The sequence below is a fragment of the Petrimonas sp. genome, assembly GCF_963921705.1.
Taxonomy (GTDB): domain Bacteria; phylum Bacteroidota; class Bacteroidia; order Bacteroidales; family Dysgonomonadaceae; genus Petrimonas; species Petrimonas sulfuriphila.
Window position 1 is genome coordinate 793,561 of record NZ_OY997410.1, and the last position, 24,784, is coordinate 818,344.

25 protein-coding genes are annotated in these 24,784 nt (G+C 44.0%); 10 read left to right on the forward strand and 15 right to left on the reverse strand.

All coding sequences use genetic code 11. From position 1 onward, the window contains the following. Window position 1: 1 nt before the first annotated feature. On the reverse strand, window positions 2–580 hold the full coding sequence (locus tag AACM02_RS03355; protein WP_339116068.1) for an adenylate kinase: 579 nt from the start codon (window positions 578–580) through the stop codon (window positions 2–4). Between the two features lie 267 nt (window positions 581–847). Between AACM02_RS03355 and AACM02_RS03360 the strand changes: the two genes are divergently transcribed. After that, complete coding sequence (locus AACM02_RS03360) at window positions 848–1,204, forward strand: hypothetical protein (RefSeq protein WP_339116069.1); 357 nt, start codon at window positions 848–850, stop codon at window positions 1,202–1,204. Between the two features lie 54 nt (window positions 1,205–1,258). On the opposite strand, the gene AACM02_RS03365 is transcribed toward AACM02_RS03360, so the two are convergent. The 7 genes from AACM02_RS03365 to ribD form a co-directional block, all read right to left on the reverse strand. Beyond that, the gene (locus AACM02_RS03365) at window positions 1,259–1,768 is read right to left on the reverse strand and encodes an OmpH family outer membrane protein (protein WP_332455974.1); all 510 of its coding nucleotides are present in this window, start codon (window positions 1,766–1,768) and stop codon (window positions 1,259–1,261) included. Window positions 1,769–1,876: 108 nt separating this feature from the next. After that, window positions 1,877–2,389 carry an OmpH family outer membrane protein gene (locus AACM02_RS03370; RefSeq protein WP_214062005.1) on the reverse strand — a complete coding sequence of 171 codons (513 nt, stop codon included), beginning with the start codon at window positions 2,387–2,389 and terminating at the stop codon, window positions 1,877–1,879. An 87-nt stretch (window positions 2,390–2,476) separates the two neighbouring features. Continuing rightward, window positions 2,477–5,185, reverse strand: coding sequence for a POTRA domain-containing protein (locus AACM02_RS03375; protein ID WP_339116070.1), 2,709 nt, complete (start codon window positions 5,183–5,185; stop codon window positions 2,477–2,479). 58 nt (window positions 5,186–5,243) lie between these two features. Beyond that, complete coding sequence (locus AACM02_RS03380) at window positions 5,244–5,996, reverse strand: isoprenyl transferase (protein WP_332455976.1); 753 nt, start codon at window positions 5,994–5,996, stop codon at window positions 5,244–5,246. Between the two features lie 24 nt (window positions 5,997–6,020). Further along, window positions 6,021–6,716: a DUF6089 family protein gene (locus AACM02_RS03385; protein ID WP_332455977.1), complete on the reverse strand. Its 696-nt coding sequence runs from the start codon at window positions 6,714–6,716 to the stop codon at window positions 6,021–6,023. A 49-nt stretch (window positions 6,717–6,765) separates the two neighbouring features. Next, window positions 6,766–8,121: a DUF6242 domain-containing protein gene (locus AACM02_RS03390; protein WP_321716210.1), complete on the reverse strand. Its 1,356-nt coding sequence runs from the start codon at window positions 8,119–8,121 to the stop codon at window positions 6,766–6,768. Between the two features lie 84 nt (window positions 8,122–8,205). Then, window positions 8,206–9,267 carry a bifunctional diaminohydroxyphosphoribosylaminopyrimidine deaminase/5-amino-6-(5-phosphoribosylamino)uracil reductase RibD gene (gene ribD, locus AACM02_RS03395; RefSeq protein ID WP_339116071.1) on the reverse strand — a complete coding sequence of 354 codons (1,062 nt, stop codon included), beginning with the start codon at window positions 9,265–9,267 and terminating at the stop codon, window positions 8,206–8,208. Window positions 9,268–9,301: 34 nt separating this feature from the next. Here ribD and prmC point away from each other — a divergent pair, with 34 nt between their 5' ends. The 9 genes from prmC (at window position 9,302) to AACM02_RS03440 (ending at window position 18,563) form a co-directional block, all read left to right on the forward strand. Further along, complete coding sequence (prmC, locus tag AACM02_RS03400) at window positions 9,302–10,141, forward strand: peptide chain release factor N(5)-glutamine methyltransferase (protein WP_339116072.1); 840 nt, start codon at window positions 9,302–9,304, stop codon at window positions 10,139–10,141. Between the two features lie 3 nt (window positions 10,142–10,144). Continuing rightward, window positions 10,145–10,630, forward strand: a complete 486-nt coding sequence (locus tag AACM02_RS03405; RefSeq protein WP_339116073.1) for a regulatory protein RecX — start codon at window positions 10,145–10,147, stop codon at window positions 10,628–10,630. A gap of 141 nt (window positions 10,631–10,771) precedes the next feature. Beyond that, window positions 10,772–11,326, forward strand: a complete 555-nt coding sequence (locus tag AACM02_RS03410) for a ComF family protein (RefSeq protein ID WP_332455982.1) — start codon at window positions 10,772–10,774, stop codon at window positions 11,324–11,326. An 88-nt stretch (window positions 11,327–11,414) separates the two neighbouring features. After that, window positions 11,415–12,068 (forward strand): orotate phosphoribosyltransferase, encoded by a 654-nt coding sequence (pyrE, locus tag AACM02_RS03415; RefSeq protein WP_332455983.1) that lies wholly within the window; start codon window positions 11,415–11,417, stop codon window positions 12,066–12,068. Beyond that, on the forward strand, window positions 12,065–12,484 hold the full coding sequence (locus AACM02_RS03420) for an SRPBCC family protein (protein ID WP_214063306.1): 420 nt from the start codon (window positions 12,065–12,067) through the stop codon (window positions 12,482–12,484). Before pyrE ends, AACM02_RS03420 begins: the two co-directional genes overlap by 4 nt. A gap of 150 nt (window positions 12,485–12,634) precedes the next feature. After that, the gene (locus AACM02_RS03425) at window positions 12,635–13,144 is read left to right on the forward strand and encodes an RNA polymerase sigma-70 factor (RefSeq protein ID WP_214063305.1); all 510 of its coding nucleotides are present in this window, start codon (window positions 12,635–12,637) and stop codon (window positions 13,142–13,144) included. A gap of 595 nt (window positions 13,145–13,739) precedes the next feature. After that, on the forward strand, window positions 13,740–14,570 hold the full coding sequence (locus AACM02_RS03430) for a FecR family protein (RefSeq protein WP_339116074.1): 831 nt from the start codon (window positions 13,740–13,742) through the stop codon (window positions 14,568–14,570). 18 nt (window positions 14,571–14,588) lie between these two features. Beyond that, window positions 14,589–17,324, forward strand: coding sequence for a TonB-dependent receptor (locus tag AACM02_RS03435; protein WP_339116075.1), 2,736 nt, complete (start codon window positions 14,589–14,591; stop codon window positions 17,322–17,324). 87 nt (window positions 17,325–17,411) lie between these two features. Continuing rightward, the gene (locus tag AACM02_RS03440) at window positions 17,412–18,563 is read left to right on the forward strand and encodes a DUF4249 family protein (RefSeq protein ID WP_339116076.1); all 1,152 of its coding nucleotides are present in this window, start codon (window positions 17,412–17,414) and stop codon (window positions 18,561–18,563) included. 6 nt (window positions 18,564–18,569) lie between these two features. Here AACM02_RS03440 and AACM02_RS03445 read toward each other — a convergent pair whose 3' ends face one another. The 7 genes from AACM02_RS03445 to AACM02_RS03475 form a co-directional block, all read right to left on the reverse strand. Continuing rightward, window positions 18,570–19,454 carry a DMT family transporter gene (locus AACM02_RS03445; RefSeq protein ID WP_214062504.1) on the reverse strand — a complete coding sequence of 295 codons (885 nt, stop codon included), beginning with the start codon at window positions 19,452–19,454 and terminating at the stop codon, window positions 18,570–18,572. 68 nt (window positions 19,455–19,522) lie between these two features. Then, entirely contained in the window at window positions 19,523–20,299 is a 777-nt protein-coding gene (trpA, locus tag AACM02_RS03450) for a tryptophan synthase subunit alpha (protein WP_332455987.1), read from the reverse strand. A gap of 5 nt (window positions 20,300–20,304) precedes the next feature. Beyond that, complete coding sequence (locus AACM02_RS03455; protein WP_332455988.1) at window positions 20,305–20,952, reverse strand: phosphoribosylanthranilate isomerase; 648 nt, start codon at window positions 20,950–20,952, stop codon at window positions 20,305–20,307. Between the two features lie 12 nt (window positions 20,953–20,964). After that, the gene (gene trpC, locus AACM02_RS03460; RefSeq protein ID WP_332455989.1) at window positions 20,965–21,753 is read right to left on the reverse strand and encodes an indole-3-glycerol phosphate synthase TrpC; all 789 of its coding nucleotides are present in this window, start codon (window positions 21,751–21,753) and stop codon (window positions 20,965–20,967) included. A gap of 9 nt (window positions 21,754–21,762) precedes the next feature. Next, on the reverse strand, window positions 21,763–22,758 hold the full coding sequence (gene trpD, locus AACM02_RS03465) for an anthranilate phosphoribosyltransferase (RefSeq protein ID WP_339116077.1): 996 nt from the start codon (window positions 22,756–22,758) through the stop codon (window positions 21,763–21,765). Then, window positions 22,755–23,321 (reverse strand): aminodeoxychorismate/anthranilate synthase component II, encoded by a 567-nt coding sequence (locus AACM02_RS03470; RefSeq protein ID WP_339116078.1) that lies wholly within the window; start codon window positions 23,319–23,321, stop codon window positions 22,755–22,757. Before AACM02_RS03470 ends, trpD begins: the two co-directional genes overlap by 4 nt. 29 nt (window positions 23,322–23,350) lie before the next feature. After that, window positions 23,351–24,757 (reverse strand): anthranilate synthase component I family protein, encoded by a 1,407-nt coding sequence (locus AACM02_RS03475; protein WP_339116079.1) that lies wholly within the window; start codon window positions 24,755–24,757, stop codon window positions 23,351–23,353. Window positions 24,758–24,784 lie beyond the last annotated feature (27 nt).

Below are 24,784 nucleotides of genomic sequence, written 5' to 3' on the forward strand. Positions count from 1 at the left end.
TTTATCTGCCAGTAAGATTATCAACCACTTCTACTATCGAATTAAAGATCTCCTCGATAGCTCCCTCACCGGGTATGCATACTAATTTGTTCTGTCTGGCATAATACTCTTTCAACGGTTCTGTTTGCTGGTGGTATACGTTGAGCCTCGATTTGATGGTATGCCCGTTGTCATCGGAGCGACCCGATAGTTGCCCGCGTTTCAGCAGCCTGTCAATCAGTTCTTCGTCCTTAACCTCCAGGCTTAGTACAGAGGTGATGTCCAAACCGTTTTTCTTCATTTTGTTGTCCAAGGCTTCTCCTTGCGGAAGTGTACGGGGAAATCCATCGAAAATAAATCCTTTTTTATCCAGGTTTTTCCGGATCAGATCTTCCAGCATTTCGATCATAATCTCGTCGGGAACCAAATGTCCTTTCGAAATATATTGATCTGCTATTTTGCCTAACGCTGAGCCAGCCTTTATTTCAAATCTCAATATATCTCCCGTTGATACGTGCTTCAGTCCGTATTTTTTAATCAATAAATCACTTTGTGTTCCTTTTCCAGAACCGGGAGCGCCAAAAATCACGATGTTTAACATAAAAATTATCTATGAGATAAGTTTGTGTAATAATCCATATAAAGATATAACTAACAGATATCCAACGATGATTTGTTTCGTATTATTTAATTGATATTTGTTGTAGCGTTGAAAATTTCATCGTTACAATCAAATTACAATTGAATATCTATTGAATTACTTTAATGATTACAAAGATAAGGTTTTTTTTGCTTTTAATTTATCGTTTTGAACTTAATTAGGGCGATATCTGTTTTAATGTCAGAAAACTTTTTAAAAAAATATCGTATGAACAAACAGGAGTTTAAGCAAAAGACGCAGGAGATATTGGATCAGCTCGATGCCAAAATTGAAGAAATGAAGCAAGGCGTCAGCAACATTACCGAAGACGCCAAAGAAGAATATGCCGAGCAAATAGAAAAATTGAAAAGCTTGAAAGATGAACTGTCGGAAAAGTTGGGAAAGTTTGATGATATTGCTGAAAATAAATGGGATGTAGTTAGAGAAAGTGCCTCCAACTTCTTTTCTAAAGTAGGGGAAGCGTGGAAAGAGGATTTTGAGCGGGTTAAACAAGCTTTCAAAAAAGAGACTGACACAGCTTCAGGTATGGCACAGGATACGGAAACGGGTGCTAAAGAGGACTAGGCATAAAAAAACTCCCGAATTTCGGGAGTTTTTTTATGCCTCTGCGAGAGATAATTATTTGATACCCAGTTTGGTTTTAACCAAAGGAGTGGCATCCTCTGCGTTTGTAGCATTGAAGTAAACCGGGTTTCCAGCTGCCAGGTCAAAAATATAGGTGTATCCTTTTTCATCACCCACTGCTTTAATGGCGGTAGCAATCTTTTGTTGAACCGGAGCCAGCAGCTTCTGGCGTAACTCTTCCATTTCCCGTTGGCTGTTTTGCAAAAACATTTGATACCTTTCATTAATCTGATCCAACTGTTTCTGTTGATCGGCTTTAACGGTCTCGGATGAAGTGGGTGCCAATTTCTGGAATTCTTCTGCTTTTTTATTGAATTCGTCAACCAGTGCCTGGCCGTTTTTAGAAATCTCTTCCTGTTTGGTGTTCAACTGAGTCTCGATGCCCGGGATTTCAGGCATTTGGTTAAAAAGCTCGGAAGTGTTTATGTGTGCTAGTTTTGCGTTTTGTGCAAAGGCAGCGATAGGGGTAATCGCGAGCAATAAGATGATTAATTTTTTAGTCATGATTAATGTATTGAATTTTATTATTTTTTTCGTTTAGACTGAATTAATGTCGGTTTAGCCTTGGTCAGTTTCTGTTTTTGCGTCGCAAAGATAATAAATATTTGGTTATTAATATCCTAATCGAGATAAAACTTGATCACTGATATCAATGTCCGGCGATGCAAATATGATGGATGTAGCCGAAGCTCTGTCGACAACTGCCTGGTAAGAGTTGACCGCGGCAATCTCCTTTACAGCATTGTAAATATCATCCTGGATAGGTTTCATTATCGCTTCGCGGCGTTTGAACAATTCACCCTGCTGCCCGAAATATTTGTTGCGTAGCGTGTTGATTTCGTTTTCCTTGGCAACTATTTCGTTCTCGCGTTTCGTTTTCTCCTCACCGGCCAGAAAAACCAGGTCTGCCTGATATTTTTTGTACATGGCTTCTACTTCCTGGGCTGCTTTATCCACTTCGCTCTGCCATTGCTTTGATACATTTTCGAGCTGCTTGTTGCCGTTTTCGTAAGCCGGGATTTTCCCGAGAATATACTCCATATCAATGAAAGCAAATTTTTGTGCGTAAGTACTTCCGATTGTCAGGGCTAAGAAGAAGCCAACTAAAAATAAAGTCTTTTTCATATTCGTTAGTCGTTTTAATTGTTCAGTGAATGTAAAGACAACAAAAAATGCATTTCGTTTATACCGGCAGGAATAAATTTTGTTAAATTAAAATTCCTGTCCGATGATAAAGTGAAACTGGCTTCCGCTGTTCGACCGGCTTCCCCGGATAGGATCGAATCCATACGCCCAGTCTATCCCCATCAACCCGATCATGGGCAGGAAGATACGGGCGCCAACACCGGCAGAGCGTTTCAGGTCAAAAGGATTAAAGTCTTTCAGGTTATGCCATGCATTCCCTGCTTCCAGGAACCCTACTGCGTAAATGGTTGAGTTAGGTTCAAGTATTAACGGGTAACGGAGTTCCAGCCCCAAGCGGGTATAAGCGCGCCCCTGCTGTGCGATGGAGTTGTTGTCATAACCGCGCAAAGCAATATTTTCCGTTGCAAAAGAAGAGGAGTATCCGCTCATTCCGTCACCACCTACGTCAAACGTTTCGAAAGGGGTCAGTTTATTTTTATTGTAGTGTCCTAAAATTCCGAATTCTGCCCGGGTTGCCACTACCGGAGTTCTTTTTACAGTAAGCGGAGCCAGGGGGGTGTACGTCCTTATTTTCAGTTTCCATTTGTGGTACTCGTTCCAAGTGTATTTTGCGGGATCGGAGTATGCCATTTTGGAATAGTCGGTGTTGTTGAAGAGCGAGAACGGAGGTGTTGCGCTTACGCTCAATGTAAACTGCGATCCCAGGCGTGTATAGATGGGATTGTCGATGGAGTTTCTTTGCAACGTTATACCGAACGTGACGCTGTTACTTGAACCTGTCTGGAATGGGAACTGTTGCCACGACCAGTTTTTGAGGTTGTAACGTTGATATCCCAGTTCAGCCATGACCTGAAAGTAATCATCGGGCCACTCCAGCCTTTTCCCGTAGCCGATGGATGCGCCAATCATTTCGAATACTTGGTTGGGGTCGTATGAATATTCCATCATATCCTGATAACCGTAACCGCCGTAACCGCCGTAACCGCCATATCCTCCGTATCCGTACGGGCTATACCCGCCATATCCGTAAGGACTATATCCGCCGTAACCGCCGTATCCTCCATACCCCCCACCGTACATATAGGGATTCATCTGAGTATAATAATCGGAGTTTAACCCGGTATATCTTGAATAATAGGCGCTTAGCGAGAAGTTGTTGGGACGTTTGCCTCCAAACCAGGGTTCGATAAACGAAAATTGGTAGGACTGGTAATAACGTCCGTTGGTCTGTGCACTAAGAATAAGCGTTTGTCCTTCACCCTGGGGGATAATGCCCCTGTAGTTTTCCCGGTTAATCAGGTTTTTCAACGAGAAATTGTTGAGTTTCAGGCTCAGCTTACCCACCAATCCGGTAACACCCCATCCGGCAGAAAATTCAATCTGGTCGTTTCCTTTGGAGGTCAACGGGTAGGTAAGGTCTACAGTGCCGTCTTCTGGATTTGGATTTACGCCCGGCTGCAGGTTTTCGGGGTCGAAATGTCCGGTCTGAGCTATCTCACGTACCGAGCGGATAAGGTCCTCTTTGCTGAAAACGGCTCCCGGTTTAGTACGTAATTCACGGCGGATGACATCTTCGTAAAGGCGATCGTTCCCCTGAATGATTACTTTCTTGATCGTTGCCTTGGGCCCTTCGGTAACCCGAAGTTCCAGATCCACGGAATCGTTTTCTATGTTTATTTCAATCGGGTCAATGCCCGAAAACAGGTAACCGTTGTTTTGATACAGGTTGATGGCTGCATCATCGTCGGTAGTCAGCCTTTCCTGCAATTTTTTCTGGTTATAGACATCGCCTGGATTCATGTTTAACATTCTGCCCAGATCGATGGAGTTGTATTGCGTGTTTCCCACCCAGTTGATGGAGCGTACGTGATATTTAGGGCCTTCCTCTACCACAATATCAATGTTGACTGTTTTTTCATCGTTCTTATAGACGGAGTCGCGGATTATTTCAGCATCGCGGTAGCCGAACTCGTGGTATTTGTTGATGAAGTTTTTCTTGTCTTCTTTGTAGAGGTCTTCTACAAACTTCTTCGTACGGAACAGGTGTAGAATATTGCCTTTCTCGTTTGTCTTTTTCATCGCCCATTTAAGCGTGCGATCCGAGATGGATTCATTACCCTCTATGTTGATTCTATTGACCTTTATTTTTTCTTTTTTATCCACTTCGATATCGAGAATGACCTGATTTTTTGCGCTTGCATCGGGGCGTTGCATAATGGAGATGACTGCTTCTCCAAATCCTTTCTCATCGAAGTATTTTTCTATGATGGTTTTTGCACTGTTTATCTGGTTCGGAGTAATCTGGTTTCCCTTGACCACGGAAATCTTTTTCTCGATATCGTCGCGTTCGCTTTTTTTCATGCCGATATACCGGATATCTGATACACGTGGCCTGTCCGTCAGTTTGATCTCGAGCCAGGTGCTGTCGCCCTCAATTTTGGTTTGCAGGATTTTAATATCGGAGAACAGGCCTTGTTTCCAAAACCGTTGTATGGCATTGGTGATTTCTTCTCCGGGAATCTGAATTTCCTGTCCTTTTGCCAATCCGGAAAAACTGACCAATACAAAAGGTTGTGCTTCATACATCGTTCCTTCAATGCCGGTAACATCAATACCGGCAATAATGTATTTTTTGGGTGTTGCCGTGTAGTTCACCACGGGAACATCTTCAGCAGGTGCAGTTTTAACAGTATCGTTGGTGGTTATTTGTCCAAACGACCTCACCTGGGAAAACAGGATTAAGAGTATAACTAAATGGAATGTTTTCTTCAACATTGTGATTTTTTTTTCTTTCGCTTCAACTGTTCAGCTTTTCAGTACTGTATATCGAAATTTATTGGTTTTCCTTTTCTAATTGTTCACTGGTTTTTCCAAAGCGCCTTTCTTTCTTCTGGAAATCGAGGATGGCTTCATAAAAGCATTCTTCATCGAAGTCGGGCCAGAAAACGCCGGTAAAATATAACTCGGAGTAGGCTGCCTGCCACAACAGAAAGTTACTGATACGAATATCCCCTCCGGTTCTGATGAGTAAATCAAGTTCGGGCATACCTTTTGTAGCCAGGTATTCATTAATGGTCTCCTCGGTAATGGAACTTTCATCCAACTCTCCGTTTTTGACGCTGGAAGCAATAGCTTTTGCCGCATTGGCCAGTTCCCATCGCGATGAATAACTCAAGGCCAATACCAAGGTCAGGTCTTCTCCAGAGGACGTTTGTTCGATACAGCGATTCAGCGCTTTTCGGGTATTTTCCGGCAGCCGTTGAATATTTCCAATGCACTGTAAGCGGATTCCGTTTTTGACCAAGTTGTCTGTTTCGTTGGCAATGGTGTACACCATCAACTCCATCAATGTATGTATTTCTTCTTCAGGTCTAAGCCAGTTCTCGGTAGAAAAAGCGTACAAGGTAAGAAACTTCACCTTTGCTTTCGCAGCTGCTTTCACCACTTTTTGTACGGATAAAGCGCCTTCTTTGTGTCCTTCGGTCCTGTCCAAACCTCTGGCTTTAGCCCACCTGCCATTGCCATCCATAATGATGGCAACGTGTTGCGGAATATTCTCCTTATCAATCTTGTCAAGTAATGACATATGTTTTTTTAAATTCTCTGTTGATCATTCACAGCACGGATCATGTCTGATTCCGAAGTCCCAGGTCAGAAAGATCATTGTAAGTGAATACCAGTCCTGGTTTTTAAAAATACTGCTTTTAATGCCGTAAGGAGCATCTAAACCCCAATCAGCATTTTTCTCCGCCGCATCGAAACCGTCTCCGAATAATTTCCGTACGGAAAACTCGAGCCCGATGTTTAGCCTTTCTTTTATCTTGTATTTAAAACCGATACCTACCGGTACATTTGTATTGAAAAATGGCTTGCTACCTGTGGCAAAAGTTACTCCGGCACCGGCAAAAACATACGGGGTATATGGCTTTGCATCCTTGTAGGTGAACTTATCACTGAAAGGCAGAAAGTTGAATTCAATCTGTCCGCCCCAATCGATAAATGTCCTGTTAAACGATGTCTGTTGCGCCAGCGGAAAAACAGTATTTGCATCTCTTGTATTTCCCGATACCTTACCGGCAAGCAGGTTTGCTTTTGCTGCCCAATGAAAATTAATGTTGTACCGGTACAAAATGCCTCCCGTAAATCCCGGATGTAGATAGAGTCTTGTTTTGTTGGCATCACCCAAATAGAAAGATATTCCCAACATCCCGCCGGATTCGTGCTTGTATTCCTGCGCTTTAACTTCGTCGGTGTCAAAAACTGCAGCGATCAAAAGCAGAAAAAAGACAAATTCACTTTTTTTCATTGCCGAATTAATACCCCGGTTATCCAACTTCTAATTCCCGGTTTTTCAACTATTCCGCTAACTTGTTGAGCCTTCCTCTCCAAACATCTACGATGGGTACCTGGGCTCCGGATTCTCCGCCGAGAATCCAGATGAAATTATTGGTATCGGTAATTACCGATGCGTGCATTCTCCCTGTGAAATTGTCGGGAAGCGTTTGATTGGTTCCCCCCGAAATCCAGTTTAGCCCATAATTCTCTGAATAATATAACTTGTTTTTACCTGTTTCATACGTCATCAAATATACTTTGTTATCGTACAGGAACAACCGACTTAACTGGAGGGAAATGGACGAAACCTCTGAGAGATGCGTGATATCTCCGTTTAATTCCTGGATAATCCAGAGCTTATTGTTCACGATATTGTTCTTGTCTTTTCCTCCGGAGAGAATGATGTATTTGGCAGAGAAAACTGTGGGATTCTCTAAACTTACCGCCGAGAAATCAACAGTTGGTAATGTGTTGTCGGAAGGTAGTGCACTCTTCACGGTGAATGTTGTGAAATCCTTTGTGAGAGCAAATTTAAGTGTCCCCGCATCATTAACAGCGGTAAGTATCGCAAATTCTCCCGACGCTGAAGGTAGTTTTCCGTATATAGCGATAACCGGATAATCGGAAGTTACTTTACTCCAGACCAATCCATCGGTCGATGTATATATGCTATTATCTGTATTCAAGGCATAAGCAGTTGATCCTGAGTTGTTTGTTGTTGAGAGAATAGTGTTGGTTTTTACAGTGACCGGCAGCCCGGAGACAGTTACCGGGGTCCAGTTCTTTCCGTCTGAAGATAAAGAAGAGGAAGCCTTGATCATTGCCCCCGATTTGTAGTAAGTGATAAATTTCCCGCCGTGAAGAATGGTTTTTTGTTGTTCTACTGGATTGATTAGTTGATTCTGAGTGATTTTTGCCCAGTTTAAGATATAGGGGTCCTGTTGGTGAATGTTTGCTTTGAACTCGTATAACTTCACCGTTTTACCGTCTTCAGCAGTTGTTTCAATGGATTTTAACCGTTTAAAAGCGACAGAGTCTTTCCCGTTCCATAGGTAAGAACTGTCCTTGTCTTGCAGGTTAAGTACAATCCTGGGAAGGGTGTAACTTGATTTCCCGGCGATATTCAGGTAGACGCTGTCTACGTGGAAAAGATAAGGCAGAGAGTCGCGGTTGAAAATCTTGTTGTTAATCTGGTCAATAGTGAACCTCGTCCCCGAAAGTGCGCTGGTTGTGTCTTTTTTGGAGGACATGCTGAACGAATAAATCTGAGCATCGTGAGACAACTCGATATCGCTTTGCGATGAATTAAGACAGGAAGAGAATACCAGAACCCATAATAGTATAGAAGCAGTCTGGTGGAGATATTTTAATGTCATTTGTTTCAAAAAAATATTGTACAATACGTATAAGTTCTGCAAAAGTAGAAAGATTTTTCACTTAAACCATAGCAAAATAAATATTTAAAGAAAATTTTGAGTTATTTTATTCTTTAAATGATGTTGGGTAGAGTCTAAATACTTTTTAGTAATAGCGTTATCCATAGAGATTTCGGGGGCTTTCACTCCTGAAATTAGTTTCGTTGCAGCAATTTCAATATACGCTTCGTCCCAAAGATTTTTATCTATAAAGGTTGATAAGAGGCGGGTGCCACCTTCAACGAGGACTGAATAGATTTTTTCCGCATATAAATGTTTTAGAATCTGCCTGTTGGTATCTCTGTTGAAATCAATGATGATGGGCTTGATGTTTCTTTTTCTTACTGGATAGCCTGATTGGGTAAAAACGATAACGGCCGAGTCTTCGCTGAAGATTGCTGCATTGGAAGGGATTTTGGCTTCCCTGTCAATAACAATCCGGGTAGGATTGTTACCGAACCACTTCCGGGCTGTCAGCTTTGGGTTATCCAATAAGGCTGTGTCGGTTCCCACCATTATTCCCTGCACGTGAGTGCGGAACCTATGGACAATGCTATGAGTCAGATCATTAGATATCTGTGCCGGTGCTTCTTTTGCTGTTGACCGTCGGTAATCGATAAATCCGTCGGAACTCTGTGCCCATTTAAGAATCACATAGGGACGGTTATATAATTGGTTCACAAAAAAGGCCCGGTTTAATTCTTCGGCTTCTTTTTGGAGAATACCTGTAGTTACTTCAATTCCAGATTTTTGTATCTTCTCAATACCCTTTCCCGACACTTTAGGATTCGGGTCTGAAACGGCGATGACCACTTTCGGAATTTTTTTTTCAATGATCAACTCAGCACAAGGGGGAGTTTTTCCATGGTGAGCGCAAGGTTCGAGTGAGACGTACAAGGTAGAAGAAGAAAGTAATGCCTGATCTTTCACGGAGAGTACGGCATTCACTTCGGCATGCGCCTCGGCAAACTGCCGGTGATAACCTTCACCGATAATTTGTCCGTTATGCACAATGACTGCTCCCACCATGGGATTGGGTCTTGCAAAACCTTCACCCTTTTGAGCGAGCTGCAGGCATCGGTACATAAATTTTTCGTCTGTCGTCATTTTTTCTATCTTTGTTTAGTAAAACGATCCAACAATGCAAGATGTGAAAAACTTCCTAAAAAATGAATTAAAAACTCACTTTTCGCCGGAGGAGATCAGTAGCTTAACCCGGCTGATTCTGGAAAAAGAGTTTTCGATCCCACTGGCAGATATTTTAACATGCAAATTTAACCATTTATCCGATGCAGCGGTGAAGAAACTGAGCGAAATTATCGATAAATTAAAGAATGCTGAACCCATTCAATACATTTTGGGTGAAACCGATTTTTTTGGATTACCCTTTTACCTCGATAGTTCTGTTTTAATTCCCCGTCCCGAAACGGAAGAATTGGTACAGTGGGTGATAACTTCGACAAACAATGCATCCGCAAAAATTCTTGACATTGGAACCGGAAGCGGCTGTATTGCCGTTACGTTGGCAAAAAAACTGCCTCATGCAGAAGTACACGCGTGGGATATTTCGCCAGATGCGCTGGAAGTGGCCCGAAAAAATGCGGAAAGAAACGGAGTACATTTGTTTTTCCTGGAAAAAGATATTTTGCAGGAATCTGTTTCGGATAAGATGTTTGACATTATTGTGAGCAACCCCCCTTATGTGACTGAATCTGAAAAATCGGACATGGAGGACAATGTCTTGAGGTTTGAGCCTCACCTGGCTCTGTTCGTTACGGACGAAAATGCGTTGGTTTTCTACGAAAAGATAGCGGACTTTGCCCGGATATACCTGAACAAGGGAGGGGTCCTTTTTTTCGAGATCAATCGGGAAAAGGGATGCCAGGTTGAAGCATTGCTCCAGCAAAGAGGATTCAAAAATATCGAACGGGTAAAGGATATTTCGGGTAACGAAAGGATGATAAAAGCGGTAAAAGAGTAGGGTATGGAACGAGTAGAACGAAAACCAGTTTCCGAAAAAACAGCTTACCAGCGTATGGCGAGACTCTGTTCCATGAAGGAGTGTTGTTCGTTTGACATCCGGCAGAAATTGCTACGGATGCAACTTGCTGATAATGCAGTCAACAACATTATGTCTCTTTTGTTGAAACAGAAATACATCGACGATTCCCGATATACTCGCAGCTTCATCAGCGATAAACTCCGTTTTAGCAAGTGGGGAAAAACTAAAATTGTTTTTACCCTGCGACAGAAACAAATTTCGCAGGAAACTATTGACCAGGCATTGGAGGCGTTTTCTGATGAGGTTCTCCTTCAATCGTTAAAACCTTTGTTGGAGAAGAAGCTGAAATCAGTAAAAGGAAAGTCCGGATATGAAAAGCGGACTAAGGTTATTCGTTTCGCGCTGGGCAGAGGATTTTCGATGCCGGATATTCTGGAATGCCTGGGAAAAATGCCGGAGGAGAATTGAATGAGTGTGAAAAGCCTGTTAAACGAATTATCGAATCTCTTTTTTCCGGAATGCTGCCCGGTTTGTAGTATTCGACTTTTGCCTTCCGAGCAGGGCGTTTGTTTACAATGCTTACATGCCCTTCCCAAAACGAACAATTTTATGGAGCCGGATAATCTTGCTGAAACTCTTTTGGCAGGAAGATTCCCGTTTGAGCGGGCTGCCACTTTCTGCGTATATTCAAGAGGAGGTGTTTTACAGCCGCTTATTCACCAACTCAAGTACAACAACAAAAAAGAAATAGGAGTGTTGTTGGGAAAACTGTTTGGCAAGGATTTGATAGGTAGTGAATTTATTCTACCCATCGATTTAATAGTCCCTGTTCCGCTGCATCCCCAGAAACAGAAAGAAAGGGGCTTTAATCAGGCGGAAACGATTGCTTACGGTTTATCGGAAGTTACCTCCATTCCTGTTTCCAGTGGTAACTTAGTGCGTGCCATTTTTAACCCCACGCAAACCCAACGTACCAAAACGCAGCGATGGGAAAACGTAAAAGGTATTTTCGATTTGTTGCATCCATCCCTGTATGCTGGAAAACATATTTTGTTGATTGACGATATCATTACCACAGGCTCAACGCTGGAAGCTTGTGCTTACGCTTTGCTGAAAAGTCCAGATATAAAGATAAGTGTTGCGACACTTGGAGAAGTGTTTTGAATGGATATTTTATTTTACCACTCATGTTTTGTGCCATTTTTTGCTTTAAAAACACTATTTTTGCATTTCATTTTTAAGTTTGGAAAATATGAATACTGTAGAAAAATTAACAGCCGAAAAGCTTCTCAAGATAAAAGCGGTCAAGTTACAACCATCCAACCCGTTTACCTGGGCATCGGGGTGGAAGTCACCCATCTATTGTGATAACAGGAAACTGATGTCCTATCCTGCCACCCGCAACTTTATAAAAGTAGAATTTGCACGGATCATCCTTGAAAAGTATCCGCAGGTTGAAGCTATTGCGGGGGTAGCTACAGGAGCGATTGCTCCAGGAGCGATTGTTGCCGATGCGTTGGGCCTTCCGTTTGTTTACGTTCGGTCGGCGCCGAAAGATCACGGGTTGGAAAATCTTATCGAGGGTGATTTGAAACCCCGGCAAAAGGTTGTAGTTATCGAAGATCTCATTTCTACGGGACAAAGCAGCCTGAAGGCTGTAGAAGCGATTCGCCAAAGCGGATCGGATGTGCTCGGAATGGTAGCGATATTTACGTACGGTTTCCCTGCGGCAGAAACCAACATGAAAGAGGCTCGAGTGGAGTTGACCACTTTGACTCATTACGATGCCATTCTGGACGAAGCGCTCTTGATTGATTATATCGCTGAATCTGAAGTGAAGACATTGCAGGATTGGCGTAGAAATCCCGAAACGTGGGGAACCACCACCAAAAAAATGAATAAATGACTGAATTTATCAGCGATGTGAAAAATATATCTCACAATGACGTGGATATCTTTCGTGTGCTCTCGGATTTAAGCAAGCTCGATTTGATAAAGGACCAAATACCTGGGGATAAGATCAGGGATTTTAGGTTCGACAGTGATTCCTGTTCGTTTCGCGTCGACCCGATTGGAGAGGTAAGGTTTTGCGTGATAGAACGGGAACCCTGTAAACTGGTCAAGTTTAAATCCGAAAACTTGCCGTTTGATGTTTTCCTGTGGATCCAACTTGTGCAGAAAGCCGAGAAGGATACCAAAATGAAAATTACGCTTCGCGCCGACCTCAATCCATTCATCAAGGGAATGGTCTCAAAACCACTGAAAGAAGGACTGGAGAAAATTTCCGACGTTATAGCATCGCTACCGTACGATAGGATTTGATGTGTCGTTTTTGTGGAACGTTTTAAACCTACGATGAATAAGATCCGGCCGTTCGTTCACTTTAAGCGTGCGTACGGTCCAACCGGATTTTCTTTTTAATATTCCCCCTTTTTTACTAGTTTTGCAACTTATTCTATTACTAAAGATTTGATGCTGATTTCAAAAAAACAGTTTTCGGAATATTACCACAGTTATTATCGTCAACTTTGCTTGCACGCCTTGCATTTCATGTGCGACACCGATGAGGCGGAAGATGTTGTGCAAGAAACATTCGTGAACTTATGGGATAAAAGGGAACAGCTGGAAACGATAAAATCGGTGAAAGCGTATCTTTATACTGCTGTTCGAAACAACTGCCTTACCCGAATACGTGACGCCAAGCCAACTACCTCTCTCGATAAATTGTCCGGAGAAGAGTTTCTTACGGAGGACGAGCAAATGGAACGTGCCGAGATGGAAGCACGTATCTGGAAGATGATCGACGAACTTCCGGAACGCCGCCGCGAAATCTTTTTAATGGCTAAGCGCGATGGGATGCGCTACAAAGACATTGCCGAACAAACCGGGCTAACCGTAAAAACTGTGGAGAACCATGTCCTGCGTGCCATGCAGTCGTTACGTGCAAAAGACATCAAGGCTTATCTTTTCTTCTTTGCTTAAAATATTTCCCTTTAGAAAGAGGGATTTTATACTTTTTTGCATCTTATAAATAGAAAAAGTAATGGAAGAGAAGAAATGTGTAGAAAAATTATCGTGTCCCTTTGCCTTATTATTTGTCCTGTATTCGTTGTAAATACACAAGCCCGGGATAGTGACACAGACCTGCGAATAGGACTGGGATTTTCTACACTTAAGCAGGGAAATGTTTTTTTGGTGCTTAGTGAGTATGAACTTGATGCTAAACTGTCAGATTATTTTACAGTTGCTCCATCCATTGTGCTAAGTGTTGCGGATAAGTGGAAGTCGGATTCGGAAAAATTATTTCAAGCAAACATGAATGTTTTTTTATCTCCTTTTCGCAATAACAGGAGAAACGATTTCAGGATTGGGGGTGGATTAAGTTTTTACAAGTTTAACCAGCCTGTAATTCGCAGTGCATTCGGTTTTAATTTAATTGTTGAAGATTCTTATTCAATAAATGATCGATTTTTCATCGGAGTCAAAGCATTTATGCAGCCGTATTTTAACAGAGAATCCAGTTCCGGCGTATTGTTGAAGGCCGGAATAAATCTGTAGATTGCCAAAACTGAAAATAATGGAAAACCAGTCAAGACATAATATAGATGAGGGTATCCGGTTTGTAGCCCGGTATTACAAGCCCAATGTTTTTGATTCCCGGAAAGGATGGGGAAAGATACAAAAATACATTGCACCCGAACGCAACATTCTCGCTATGAGGATGCTTTATGGCACTGCGGCCGCTGTCGCTTTATTGCTGGTTGTAAGTGTTTTTTATTTCACGTCAAATACCGGCACGAGACTAGTAGCCAAAGCCGATAATGCTTCCTATGTGTTGCCCGACAGTTCCCGCATCGGAATGCAACAGGGAGCAAAACTGAAATACGGTAAAAATTTCGGTAAGGCAGAGCGCCGTGTTTCCATGTCGGGAGAAATTTCGTTTGCCGTTGCCCGAAACGAAGCCCTGCCCTTTGTCGTTTCCACACCCGGAGCAGAGATCCGGGTGCTCGGCACGGAATTTACCGTACTGGCCGACGACGCGGAAACCCGCCTTGGCGTGGTGTCGGGGACAGTGCAGTTTACGCCCGAAAGTCCCGTTATTCCGCTATTGTGCACCGCCGGTATGACCGTGCATTACACTTCCGTAACCGAAACCGTAAAGGTTGTTTCGCCCGGAAGCTCAATGGAAATCAACGGAAAAGACCGCTCCCTGGTCTTCAATAATACGCAGCTGAAAGACGTGGCGTTGGTTTTGTCGCACTTCTATAACGTGCAGGTAGAATTGCCGGAAGAGGAATCCACGCTCACTTTTACCTCGTCATTTGCACAAAAAAACAGTATTGAAATTGTTGATATTATTAATTTAACACTGGATACGCACTTGATAATAAAGAAGGGTTCGAATTAAGAATAAAGAGCAAAAACATTGAAATTCTCGAAACGCTATACTATCCTTGTTTTGTTGGCTGTTTGCTCCTTTTTAGGAGCATCAGCCCAGCAAAACATTACGATTAACGTTGAAAAACAGCCGGTTGCTTCCGTTCTGCAAAAGATTGAGAAGCAGTCAGGATATACGTTTTCATACAATCCGGCACTGTTGAGAAATTTTCCGCCCGTAACGCTTCAGGTAGAGAATATGTTGTTGCAGCCTTTACTGGAAAAGCTTTTTGGCAAGACCGATATCCAATTTATTATCCGCGACAATTATATTATTTTGAAAGAGCGTCAGAAGAACGTTACGATAAGCGGATTTATCCACGAATCCGGATCGCGCGAAACACTTATCGGCGCCAATGTATTTGACTTGCTTTCGCAAAAAGGAGCCGTAAGCAACAATTTCGGTTTTTTCAGCCTTTCTCTTCCCCCTGGAGAAGTCCGTTTAAGGGGAAGTTACGTAGGATACACATCGCAGGAGATAACTTTTGTTGTGGATAACGACACGGTTATCCATTTTTTTTTAGAGCCTACTTTTTTGCTTAAAGAAGTGGTGATAGAGGGTAGACAAACCGGACCACTACATAACGTCGAAACCGGAAAGATAACACTTACTACGCAGACGCTGCAGGCTTTGCCTTCTTTTTTGGGAGAAAAAGATGTGATTAAAACCCTGCAACTTTTGCCGGGGGTGGCCGCCGGGACCGAAGGTGTGGCAGGTATGTACGTGCGGGGTGGAAATTTAGATGAAAATCTCTACTTGGTGGATGGGAATCCGCTTTATCACGTGAATCACCTGGGTGGCATGTTTTCCACATTCAATCCTGAGGCGGTGAAAACCATGGATTTTTATAAAGGCAGCTTTCCTGCGCGTTATGGCGGTCGTCTTTCGTCGGTAGTAGATGTGCGTATGAATGACGGCGATATGAATAAACTTGGCGGCACGGCCTCTATCGGGTTGATTTCATCGCGATTTAATTTTCAAGGTCCGTTAGTGAAAGAGAAGACTTCATTCAATGTTTCTCTTCGCCGTACGTATTTAGATTTAATCGTGCGCCCTGCATTATATTTTGTAGGGAAGAAAGATGAAAAAGATAATCCCGATGATTATAACAGATCGGATGTGGGATATTTTTTTTATGATTTCAATGTCAAAGTCAATCATAAGTTTTCAGAACAAAGTCGATTGTATTTAAGTGTTTACGACGGAAAGGACAAGCTCTTTCTAAATATGAACGCCAAAAGTGAAGGTTCTTACAATTTAGATTCGGATAACAATTCTCCTAATCCGGCATTCAACACACATCACGAAATAAATAAGAATAAAACCAATTTTGACACCGGTTGGGGCACGCGAATGGCATCGCTCAATTGGGCCTATGCTATTAACAATAAGTTGTTTAGCAATGTTGCATTAATTTACAGCCGATACTCGTCGGATATTGTAATGAAATCGAGTAGCGAAAAAGAATTAACTCTATCGGAAGAGAATTCGGACAAGATTGAGAGACGGGTCGATAAAACAAAAGAGAATACTCATTACCGTTCCGGAATTCAGGACATAGGTTATCGCCTGGAGTTTGACTATACACCGGTGAACAATCATTTTATTCGTTTCGGGACATCGTTGTTGCACCACCGGTTTCGCCCCGAACAAAGCGGAATTACCTTGATAACAGAAAACGATACAGAGAAGCGAAACGATACCGTTACTTTTGCCAACGAACGAGTTTTGGTAAAGGAACTTTCGTTCTATGCTGAAGATGAAATGATTTTGAACGAACGCATGAAAGTGAATGCGGGCGTACATTTTTCTGGATTCCTGGTGCAGGGAAGATCTTATATCAGCGCACAGCCACGTCTTTCGGCACGTTACCTGCTCAATAACGATTGGTCGGTGAAAGTATCGTATGGCAAAATGAACCAGTATGTACATTTGTTGCAAAGCAGTAAAATAAGTTTGCCTAACGATTTGTGGGTCCCCATCACAAAAAATGTAAAACCGATGGTCTCACATCAGGTTTCAGGTGGACTTTTCGGGCGTTGGCGCAGGTTTGACCTTTCATTGGAAGGATATTACAAATCTTCCAGGAATCAAGTGGAATATAGGGAAGGTACGTCCTTGCTTTCGGGTAATCTTAATTGGGAACAGCGTATAACTCAAGGATTAAGTAAATCATACGGAGTGGAAATGATGGCGAGCAAGACTTTCGGAAATACTTCGGGGTGGCTGGGCTATACGCTATCGTGGTCGAACCGTCATTTCCCGAACGGTGAAATAAACCGAGGACTTGTCTATCCGGCGAAATACGATAACCGCCACAAAATAAATGCGGTAGTGATGCGCAGATTCGGGAGGAAATTCGATGTGAGCACGTCTTGGATATATTCTACCGGTAACTGGGCTACGCTGGCAAAGCAAAAGTATATTAACGACATGGGAGAGGAAACAGATTATATCGATAAACTCAACAACTTTAAAATGCCTTCCTATCACCGCCTCGATTTAAGTTTCAATTATTACCGCCACAAAAAGAAAGGGCGGTTGGGAATTTGGAATTTAAGTATTTACAATGCGTATTCGCATCACAATTCGTTTATTCTGGTGCCCGCTACCGAGGCCGAGTTTTTTACTCGGGAAGAGAAACAGGACAGGAGTAAACCGGTATTAAAAAGTTTGTCGATTTTCCCTATTATCCCATCATTTTCTTACACGTATAAGTTTTGACCGACTGTATCGGGTGGTTCATAGGTCTCTCGACACGTGAAGAAAGTAGAAATAAATAGAAATATAAAATTCAAGACAGATTCTAAAATGAAGAGAAAATATATTTCGTTTCTGATAACAACGATTCTATTGCTGTCGTGTGAGCGTATGCTTGAAGTGAATTTTTCCGATGAAAAGCCGCTTATTGTGATGAATGGAGTTGTTGAACCCGATAAGCCAATAAGCGTTGCTGTCAGCAAAAGTTTCTTGTTCACCGATACCGACAGCACTGCGCCTTATTTGAAAGATGTTTCGGTGGAATTGCACGTTAACGATACATTTGTTGAAAAACTGCAACGCTTCACCATAGATACTGCCAAGTACCGGGCTCGAAGAGGAAATTCTTATTTCCGTTCCGAGTCACACGTTAAAGTCGGCGACCGGGTTAAGATTAAGGCTTCGGCACCAGGCCTCGAGACCGCATGGGTGGAGACCGTTATTCCCACACCGGCTGCGATTGAAAAAGTGGATACGGCAACGTTTTTCGTACCGGCAACAGGCAACAATACGTTCGGATTCTACTGGAATCCATACGGCGAGTATTCCTGGAATTCAGACAGCGGATGGGGGTACGGCGGATATTATATTCCAGTTCCGGAAATATTTTACGAGCCGTTTTATCGGAGGATGCGCTTGCATATTGGGGTTCGAAAACAAAAAAACGATGTGGCACATTATTTTCTTTTGAGGATCATTGCGGAAAATACGGAGTATAAAGATTATCCTTTTAACTTGCCTGTCGAAACACAGGATGATCCCATTTTTGCGAGAGATCCTAAAAACCTTTTTCTAGAAAAGCTGTTCAATAACAATTACTCCACAAATAGTTCATCTGTTTTTACGGATAACTTGTTTACAGAGAATGCCTATACGTTAAATGTCTCCACCGGAGAACTATACACGGTGAAGGTGGAACACACCAAACCGGAAAAGGAGGGGGAGAAACCGGAATATTTAAGTCACGAAGTGAAAAATCCGCCAATCGAGGTGTGGATTTACACGCTGTCTCACGATTATTATTCGTACCTGAAATCGGTTGAAAAGTGGAATTACGACGAAGAGTTTGATGTTATCTCCGAACCTAGGGTTACCTACTCCAACGTACACAACGGAATCGGGTTTGTAGGATCTATGTCATATACATCTAAGCGCATTCAGATACCACCTTATCCGGGCGGTAAAAACACTGTTCCAAGGTAAGCTTTCTCACAGAAAGAAGATGCTTGCCCCGGCAATACTGATTACTGCCCCGATTACCTGGCGGGCGGTGATTTTTTCGTTGAACATGATGGCCGAAGGCACAATGATAAAAATGGGAACCAGTGCCATCAACGTAGCGGCAATGCCGGTATGGGTATGCTGCACGGCATATAGCGATAGCGTTACGCCCACGAACGGCCCGAAAACAGCTCCCAGGGTGATGGACTTCATGCTTGTCCGGTCTTTCACGGCCAGGGAGACCCTTCGCCACCGTTTCAAAAAAGTGACCAGCAAAAAGAAGCAAACAAATCCGAAAATAGCCCTTATCTGCGTTGCCGCAATGGCATCGTAATCGCCCATCCCTTTTTTACTCAACACCAACCCGACGGCTTGCCCTAAAGCGCCGCCAAGCGCATAGAGGAAACCCTTGAGCGGAATATTGAGTTTCAGTTTTTTGCCAGCGACGGCAATCATAATTCCCGAAATGCTGACAATAATCCCCAGGATACTTTTTACTGGCAGTATTTCCGACAGAAAAAGCCAGCCGATAATTGCCGTTATCATCGGCGCCAGGCTCATGATAAGCTGCGAGGTGCGCGAACCGATCAGGGTGTAGGACTTAAAGAGGAACAGGTCGCCCAGAAAGAAGCCCACCACGCCTGATAACCCTAGCCAGAACCAATTGTACGGAGTGGCATCCATAGGGAAGAACATCCCGCGGGTGAAGAACGTGGTGACTCCCAGAAACAAAATTCCCAGGAAAATCCGGATGATGTTTACCGACAGCGAACCGACTTTCGCTCCCGCTCTTTGAAAAAAAAGGGCGCTCAGCGTCCAGCAGATTGCCGTCAGTATCGAAGCGATCTCGCCAATGTGTGATTGAAAAAGCATGAAATGTAATGTGGGCTGTATTTGTCCGAAAAATCATGCAAAGGTAGGTGAATATTGAGAATTTCCCATTAATAATTGGCAATAGATTTTTTCAATTTTTGTACCGCAGCCTCCACCGATTTTTCACTTCCGAGCAAGGAGACGAACTTACTGCCGATAATGGCTCCCGAAGCATGTTCACAAGCCGCATCGAAGGTGATTTTGTTGGAGATGCCGAACCCGATAAGCCTGGGGTTCCTGAGGTTCATAGCGTTAACGCGCTTAAAATATTGCAGGTTGTCTTCCCCGAAACCGGTTTTTGCTCCGGTAACCGATGCCGACGAGACCATATAGATAAACCCGCCAGTATTTTTGTCAATTAAACGGATGCGTTCTTCCGACGTTTCCGGAGTGATGAGCATAATCATACGCAATCCGTGTTTTTCGGCAACGGCTTTATACTCCCTCATGTATTCGGCAAACGGTAAATCGGGAATGATGATCCCGTCGATCCCGCAGCGTTGCGCTTCGGAGCAGAATGTGTTAAAGCCGAATTGAAGAATGGGGTTCAGGTAACCCATCAATACCAGAGGGATCTGCGCCGACGAGCGGACCCGCGAGAGTTGCTCGAAGAGCACCCGAAGGCTCATGCCATTCTTGAGTGCCTGTGTCCCCGACGCCTGGATGACGGGACCGTCTGCCATAGGGTCGCTGAAAGGGATGCCTATTTCAATCAGTTCCACACCGTTTTTTTCGAGCGATTGAATGACCGGAACGGTGTCACTGAGGTTGGGGAATCCGGCCGTGAAATAGACGGATAAAATGTTGTTCTTTTTTCGTTGAAATAACTCATCTATTCTGTTCATAATTATTAAATTAATAATGTTTTGTTGTCTATCTTGTTTCCCGGATTTTTTATGACTTTAATAAACTGTTTAACCAACTTTGCGTCTTTAACAGCGGGGCTGATTTCAAATTTACTGTTGATATCTACTCCGATGCATTTCGGGTACGAGAAAGTTTTTAATGCTTCTGCATCGCCCGGTGTTATGCCGCCGCTCAGTAAAAAAAACGTATTACCACGGTAATTTAAAAGAGTCTCCCAGTTAAATTTCTCCCCCGAACCGCCGTACAACGATGTTTGGGTATCGAACAGAAAATAGTCGCATTTGCCGTGATAGGGCTCCACCTCTTCCTCCTTGAATTCATCGCCGACCCGGAAGGATTTGATTACTTTTACCCCGCTTCGGCGTATATTCTCACAAAATTCGGGCGATTCATTGCCATGAAGCTGTACCAGATCCAATCCGAAAAGCGATGCCGTTTCGTTGATCTTTTCTTTCGATGCGTTCACGAAGACACCTACCCGTTTGGCTTTCCTGGGTAAATAGTCCGGAACCTCATGCACAAAACGCGGTGATTCCGGATAAAAAATAAATCCTATCCAATCCGCTCTCGCTTGTTCTACTTCGCGGATGTTGGTTGCTTCGCGCATCCCGCATACTTTAACTAATTTCATGTGTATATTTTGTTATTGTAGCACTCCTTTTATAAATTCTTCCAGGCTTGCACCGGGATTAGCTGATCGCATGAAGTTTTCTCCGATAAGAAATCCCCGGTATCCGGCTTTGCGTAACTCTTTTACCGTTTCTGGGTTTGAAATTCCGCTTTCCGATACCCAGACGGCATCCCGAGGCAACAACTCTACCATTCTGTACGACTTTTTCAGGTCCGTTACGAAAGTACCCAGGTTCCGGTTGTTGATGCCGATAATGGTGGTTTCGGGAGAAGTGTATTCAATTTCCTTCTCATCATGAAGCTCCAGTAAAACCTCCAAACCCAGTTGTTTCGATAACCGGATAAACCGATGCGTTTCTTCTATGCTCAGTGCTGCAGCAATAAGTAAGATGGCGCTTGCACCCGATAACCGGGCTTGCAGGATCTGGTATTCGTCTATGATAAATTCTTTGCGTATTACCGGTATTTTTGCCTGTCGGGCTGCATGCTGCAAATCGGCAAGCGTGCCGCCAAAATAGGTTGAATCGGTCAGTACCGATAGTGCAGTGGCTCCGGCAACCTCATATCCTTTAGTTACATTCCCTGCGTTGGCATGTTGATTTATCCATCCCTTGCTTGGCGAACGGCGTTTAAACTCTGCAATGATTCCTGTACTGGATTGCAGCAACGCATCCTTGAGGGAATAGACGGGTAAATGGCAGTCTGCCAGTTCCCGTTCCAGCAGGGAATAAGGTATGCTGTTTTTTTGTGCCGCTATTTCGTTCCGTTTGTGGGCGATTATTTCATTTAGAATATCTTTCATATGGGTGGTTTATCTGTTTATTTCCACGAATTTCTTGAGCGCATTCAATGCCTTTTTCCCGTACAACGAGTTTTTGGCAATCTCAATACACTCCGCAATCGGTTTTTTGTTTTCGATGATCTGAATGGCAAATGCGGCATTGGCAATAACCACATCCATCTGGGGTTGCGTTGCCGTACAGTTGAGTACCCTGTTGAATACAGAAACCACATCTTCGATTGTGTTTCCTCCGAAAATTTCTTCCTGTCTCACACGATTAAACCCCAGCTCTTCGGGCATAAAAAGTTGTTCTCCCTTGTTGGTCACCACTTTGAATTGCCCGGTGAGTGAAATTTCATCATAACCGTCCAGGCTGTGAACGATACCGAATTTTTTTCGGCTTGCCTGGTAAATATAGCTGTACAGCCGCGACATCGATAAATCGTAGACGCCCAGCAACTGATACTCCGGATCGGAAGGGTTGATGAGCGGTCCGAGTACATTGAAAAAGTTTCTCACGCCCAGACTTTTCCTCACCGGGGCGACCGCTTTTAGGGCAGGGCTGAAGAAAGGCGCGTGAAGGTACGCGATGTTAGTGGCCTCGATGCTTTTTCTCAGGACGTGGATGTCGGTTGTGAATTTGACCCCTTGCTGTTCCATGGCGTTGCTCGAGCCGCTGACCGAAGTGGCACCGTAATTTCCGTGTTTCACAACGGGGTATCCGGCTCCGGCAACTACAAAACAGGCCGAAGTGGAAATGTTGAACGTGTTTTTCCCATCGCCACCAGTACCTACAATATCAATGGCCTTGTACTCTTTTAGGTCGACGGGAACCCGCATCTCCACCAGCGCTTCGCGGAAACCGAGCACTTCTTCTACCGAAATGCTGCGCATCAGAAATATGGTGATAAGTGCCGCCACCTGTGTGTCGGGCACTTCTCCCCTCACGATTGCTATCAATAATTCGCGCGATTCGTCGCGGCTCAGGTACTGATAATCCAGTAGTTTGACAAGTATATGTTTCATTTTTCTAAAAAGTTTTTTATGATTTCCGTGCCCAACGGGGTAAGGACAGATTCGGGATGAAACTGAACGCCGTGAACGTCTAATGTTTTGTGCTTCAAAGCCATTATGTTGCCCGATTCATCTGTGGCCGTAATCTCCAGATGGGAGGGAAAGTTTTTGTCCGATACAATCCAGGAATGGTACCGCCCCACTTCTATCCGGGTTGGGAGGGCATCGAAGATATAATCGCTGCCTACCATCCTGATGGGTGTTTGCAGGCCGTGGTGCACCAGGGGAGTATTCTCGAGGGTGGCGCCAAAGGACAATCCGATCGCCTGATGCCCCAGGCAAACCCCCAGCATGCTTTTGCCCGGCGCATATCGGTGGATTAGCGGTAACAGGTCTCCTGCTTCCTCCGGAATTCCCGGACCGGGTGAAAGAATGATTTTGTCGTATCTATCCACATCGTCCAGATCGATTTTATCGTTCCGGATAACGTCTATATCGGTGTACCCAAGCTCCCGGACGACGTGTCGCAGGTTGTAGGTGAAGGAATCGTAATTATCGAATATCAGAATTTTCATTTTTTTAAGACAGTTAGACAGTTTTAGCTTCACACATTATTCAACTTCTCCGCGAGGTCAATTGCTTTCTTCAAGGCCCCCAGTTTGTTTTTAACTTCCTGGAGCTCGTTCTCTTCGATGCTCTGCGATACAATCCCTGCGCCTGCCTGATACCAGAGCTGGTTATTCCGGCTTACAAACGTGCGGATGGTTATGGCCTGGTTGATATCGCCGTTAAATCCGATAAACCCGATGCAGCCGCCATATGCCCCGCGGTTGTGTTCCTCGATCTCCGATATCAGTTGCATGGCCCTCACCTTGGGTGCTCCCGATAATGTCCCGGCCGGGAAGGTATCGAAAAACGCCTGGACGGGATTAACGTCCTCATCGAGCGTGCCGCTTACGCGGGAGACCAAATGAATGACATGCGAATAAAACTGTACTTGCCGGTAAAAATCGAGTTTTACTTTGTGTGCGTTTCGGCTCAGGTCGTTCCGGGCCAGATCGACTAGCATCACGTGTTCGGCATTTTCTTTCGGGTCGCTTTTGAGGCGTTCGGTAGCTTCCGCGTCCTCCTGAAGGTTCCCTGTTCGCTTAGCCGTTCCGGCAATAGGGTCTATGCTGATGGTTTTACCCTTGATCTGACAATGTGTTTCGGGTGAAGAACCGAAAATGCGAAAACCGCCGAAATCAAAGTAGAAGAGATAGGGGGACGGGTTGATGGTTCGCAGTGCGCGGTAAACCTTAAAGTCGTCTCCCGAAAATTCCTGCACGAAGCGTCGCGAGAGAACGATCTGAAACACATCGCCCCGGTGGCAGTGTTCAATGCCCTGCCGGACATAAGACTTGAACCGGTCGTCGGTAATGGGGCTCGATTCCTGACCGTGAATAAAAAAGTCGTACGATGCAAAATTCCGGGCATTGATAAGGCTCTCCACCTTGTAGAGTTTGCTTTCCTCTCCATTGCCAAGCAGTTCGATCAGCAGCAGTTCGTCTTTCTGATGATTAAAAACCATCAGGTATTTATAGAGGATATACCGCATGTCGGGGGCGTCGTTACGGTCCTCGGTACTCTCCTTGACGTTGATCCCCTCGGTATATTTCACACAGTTGAACGTAGTATAGCCAAAAAGCCCCGTCAGGGAGGAGTTGTCGCCGTTTATGCAGAAGTTGTTGATGAAATTGTTTAATGCCCCGGAAATGGTAAACTCTCCGGATATCCTGTTCCTGACGGTGTTCCCGTCGGGATAGGTTTCGATGCACTCGCCCCGGTTTATGTCGATATGCGCCATGGGATTCAGCCCGATGTACGACGTGCTGTTTTCGTTGGCATGATAATCGGAACTTTCGAGCAATGCCGATTGGGGAAAGGCATCCCGGATTTTCAGATAAAGGCTTACCGGTGTATGCAGGTCGCCCATGACCTTTTTGCAGTTTGTTGTGAATTTGTAAGTCATATTTTTTAGATTGAAAGAGATTGAAAG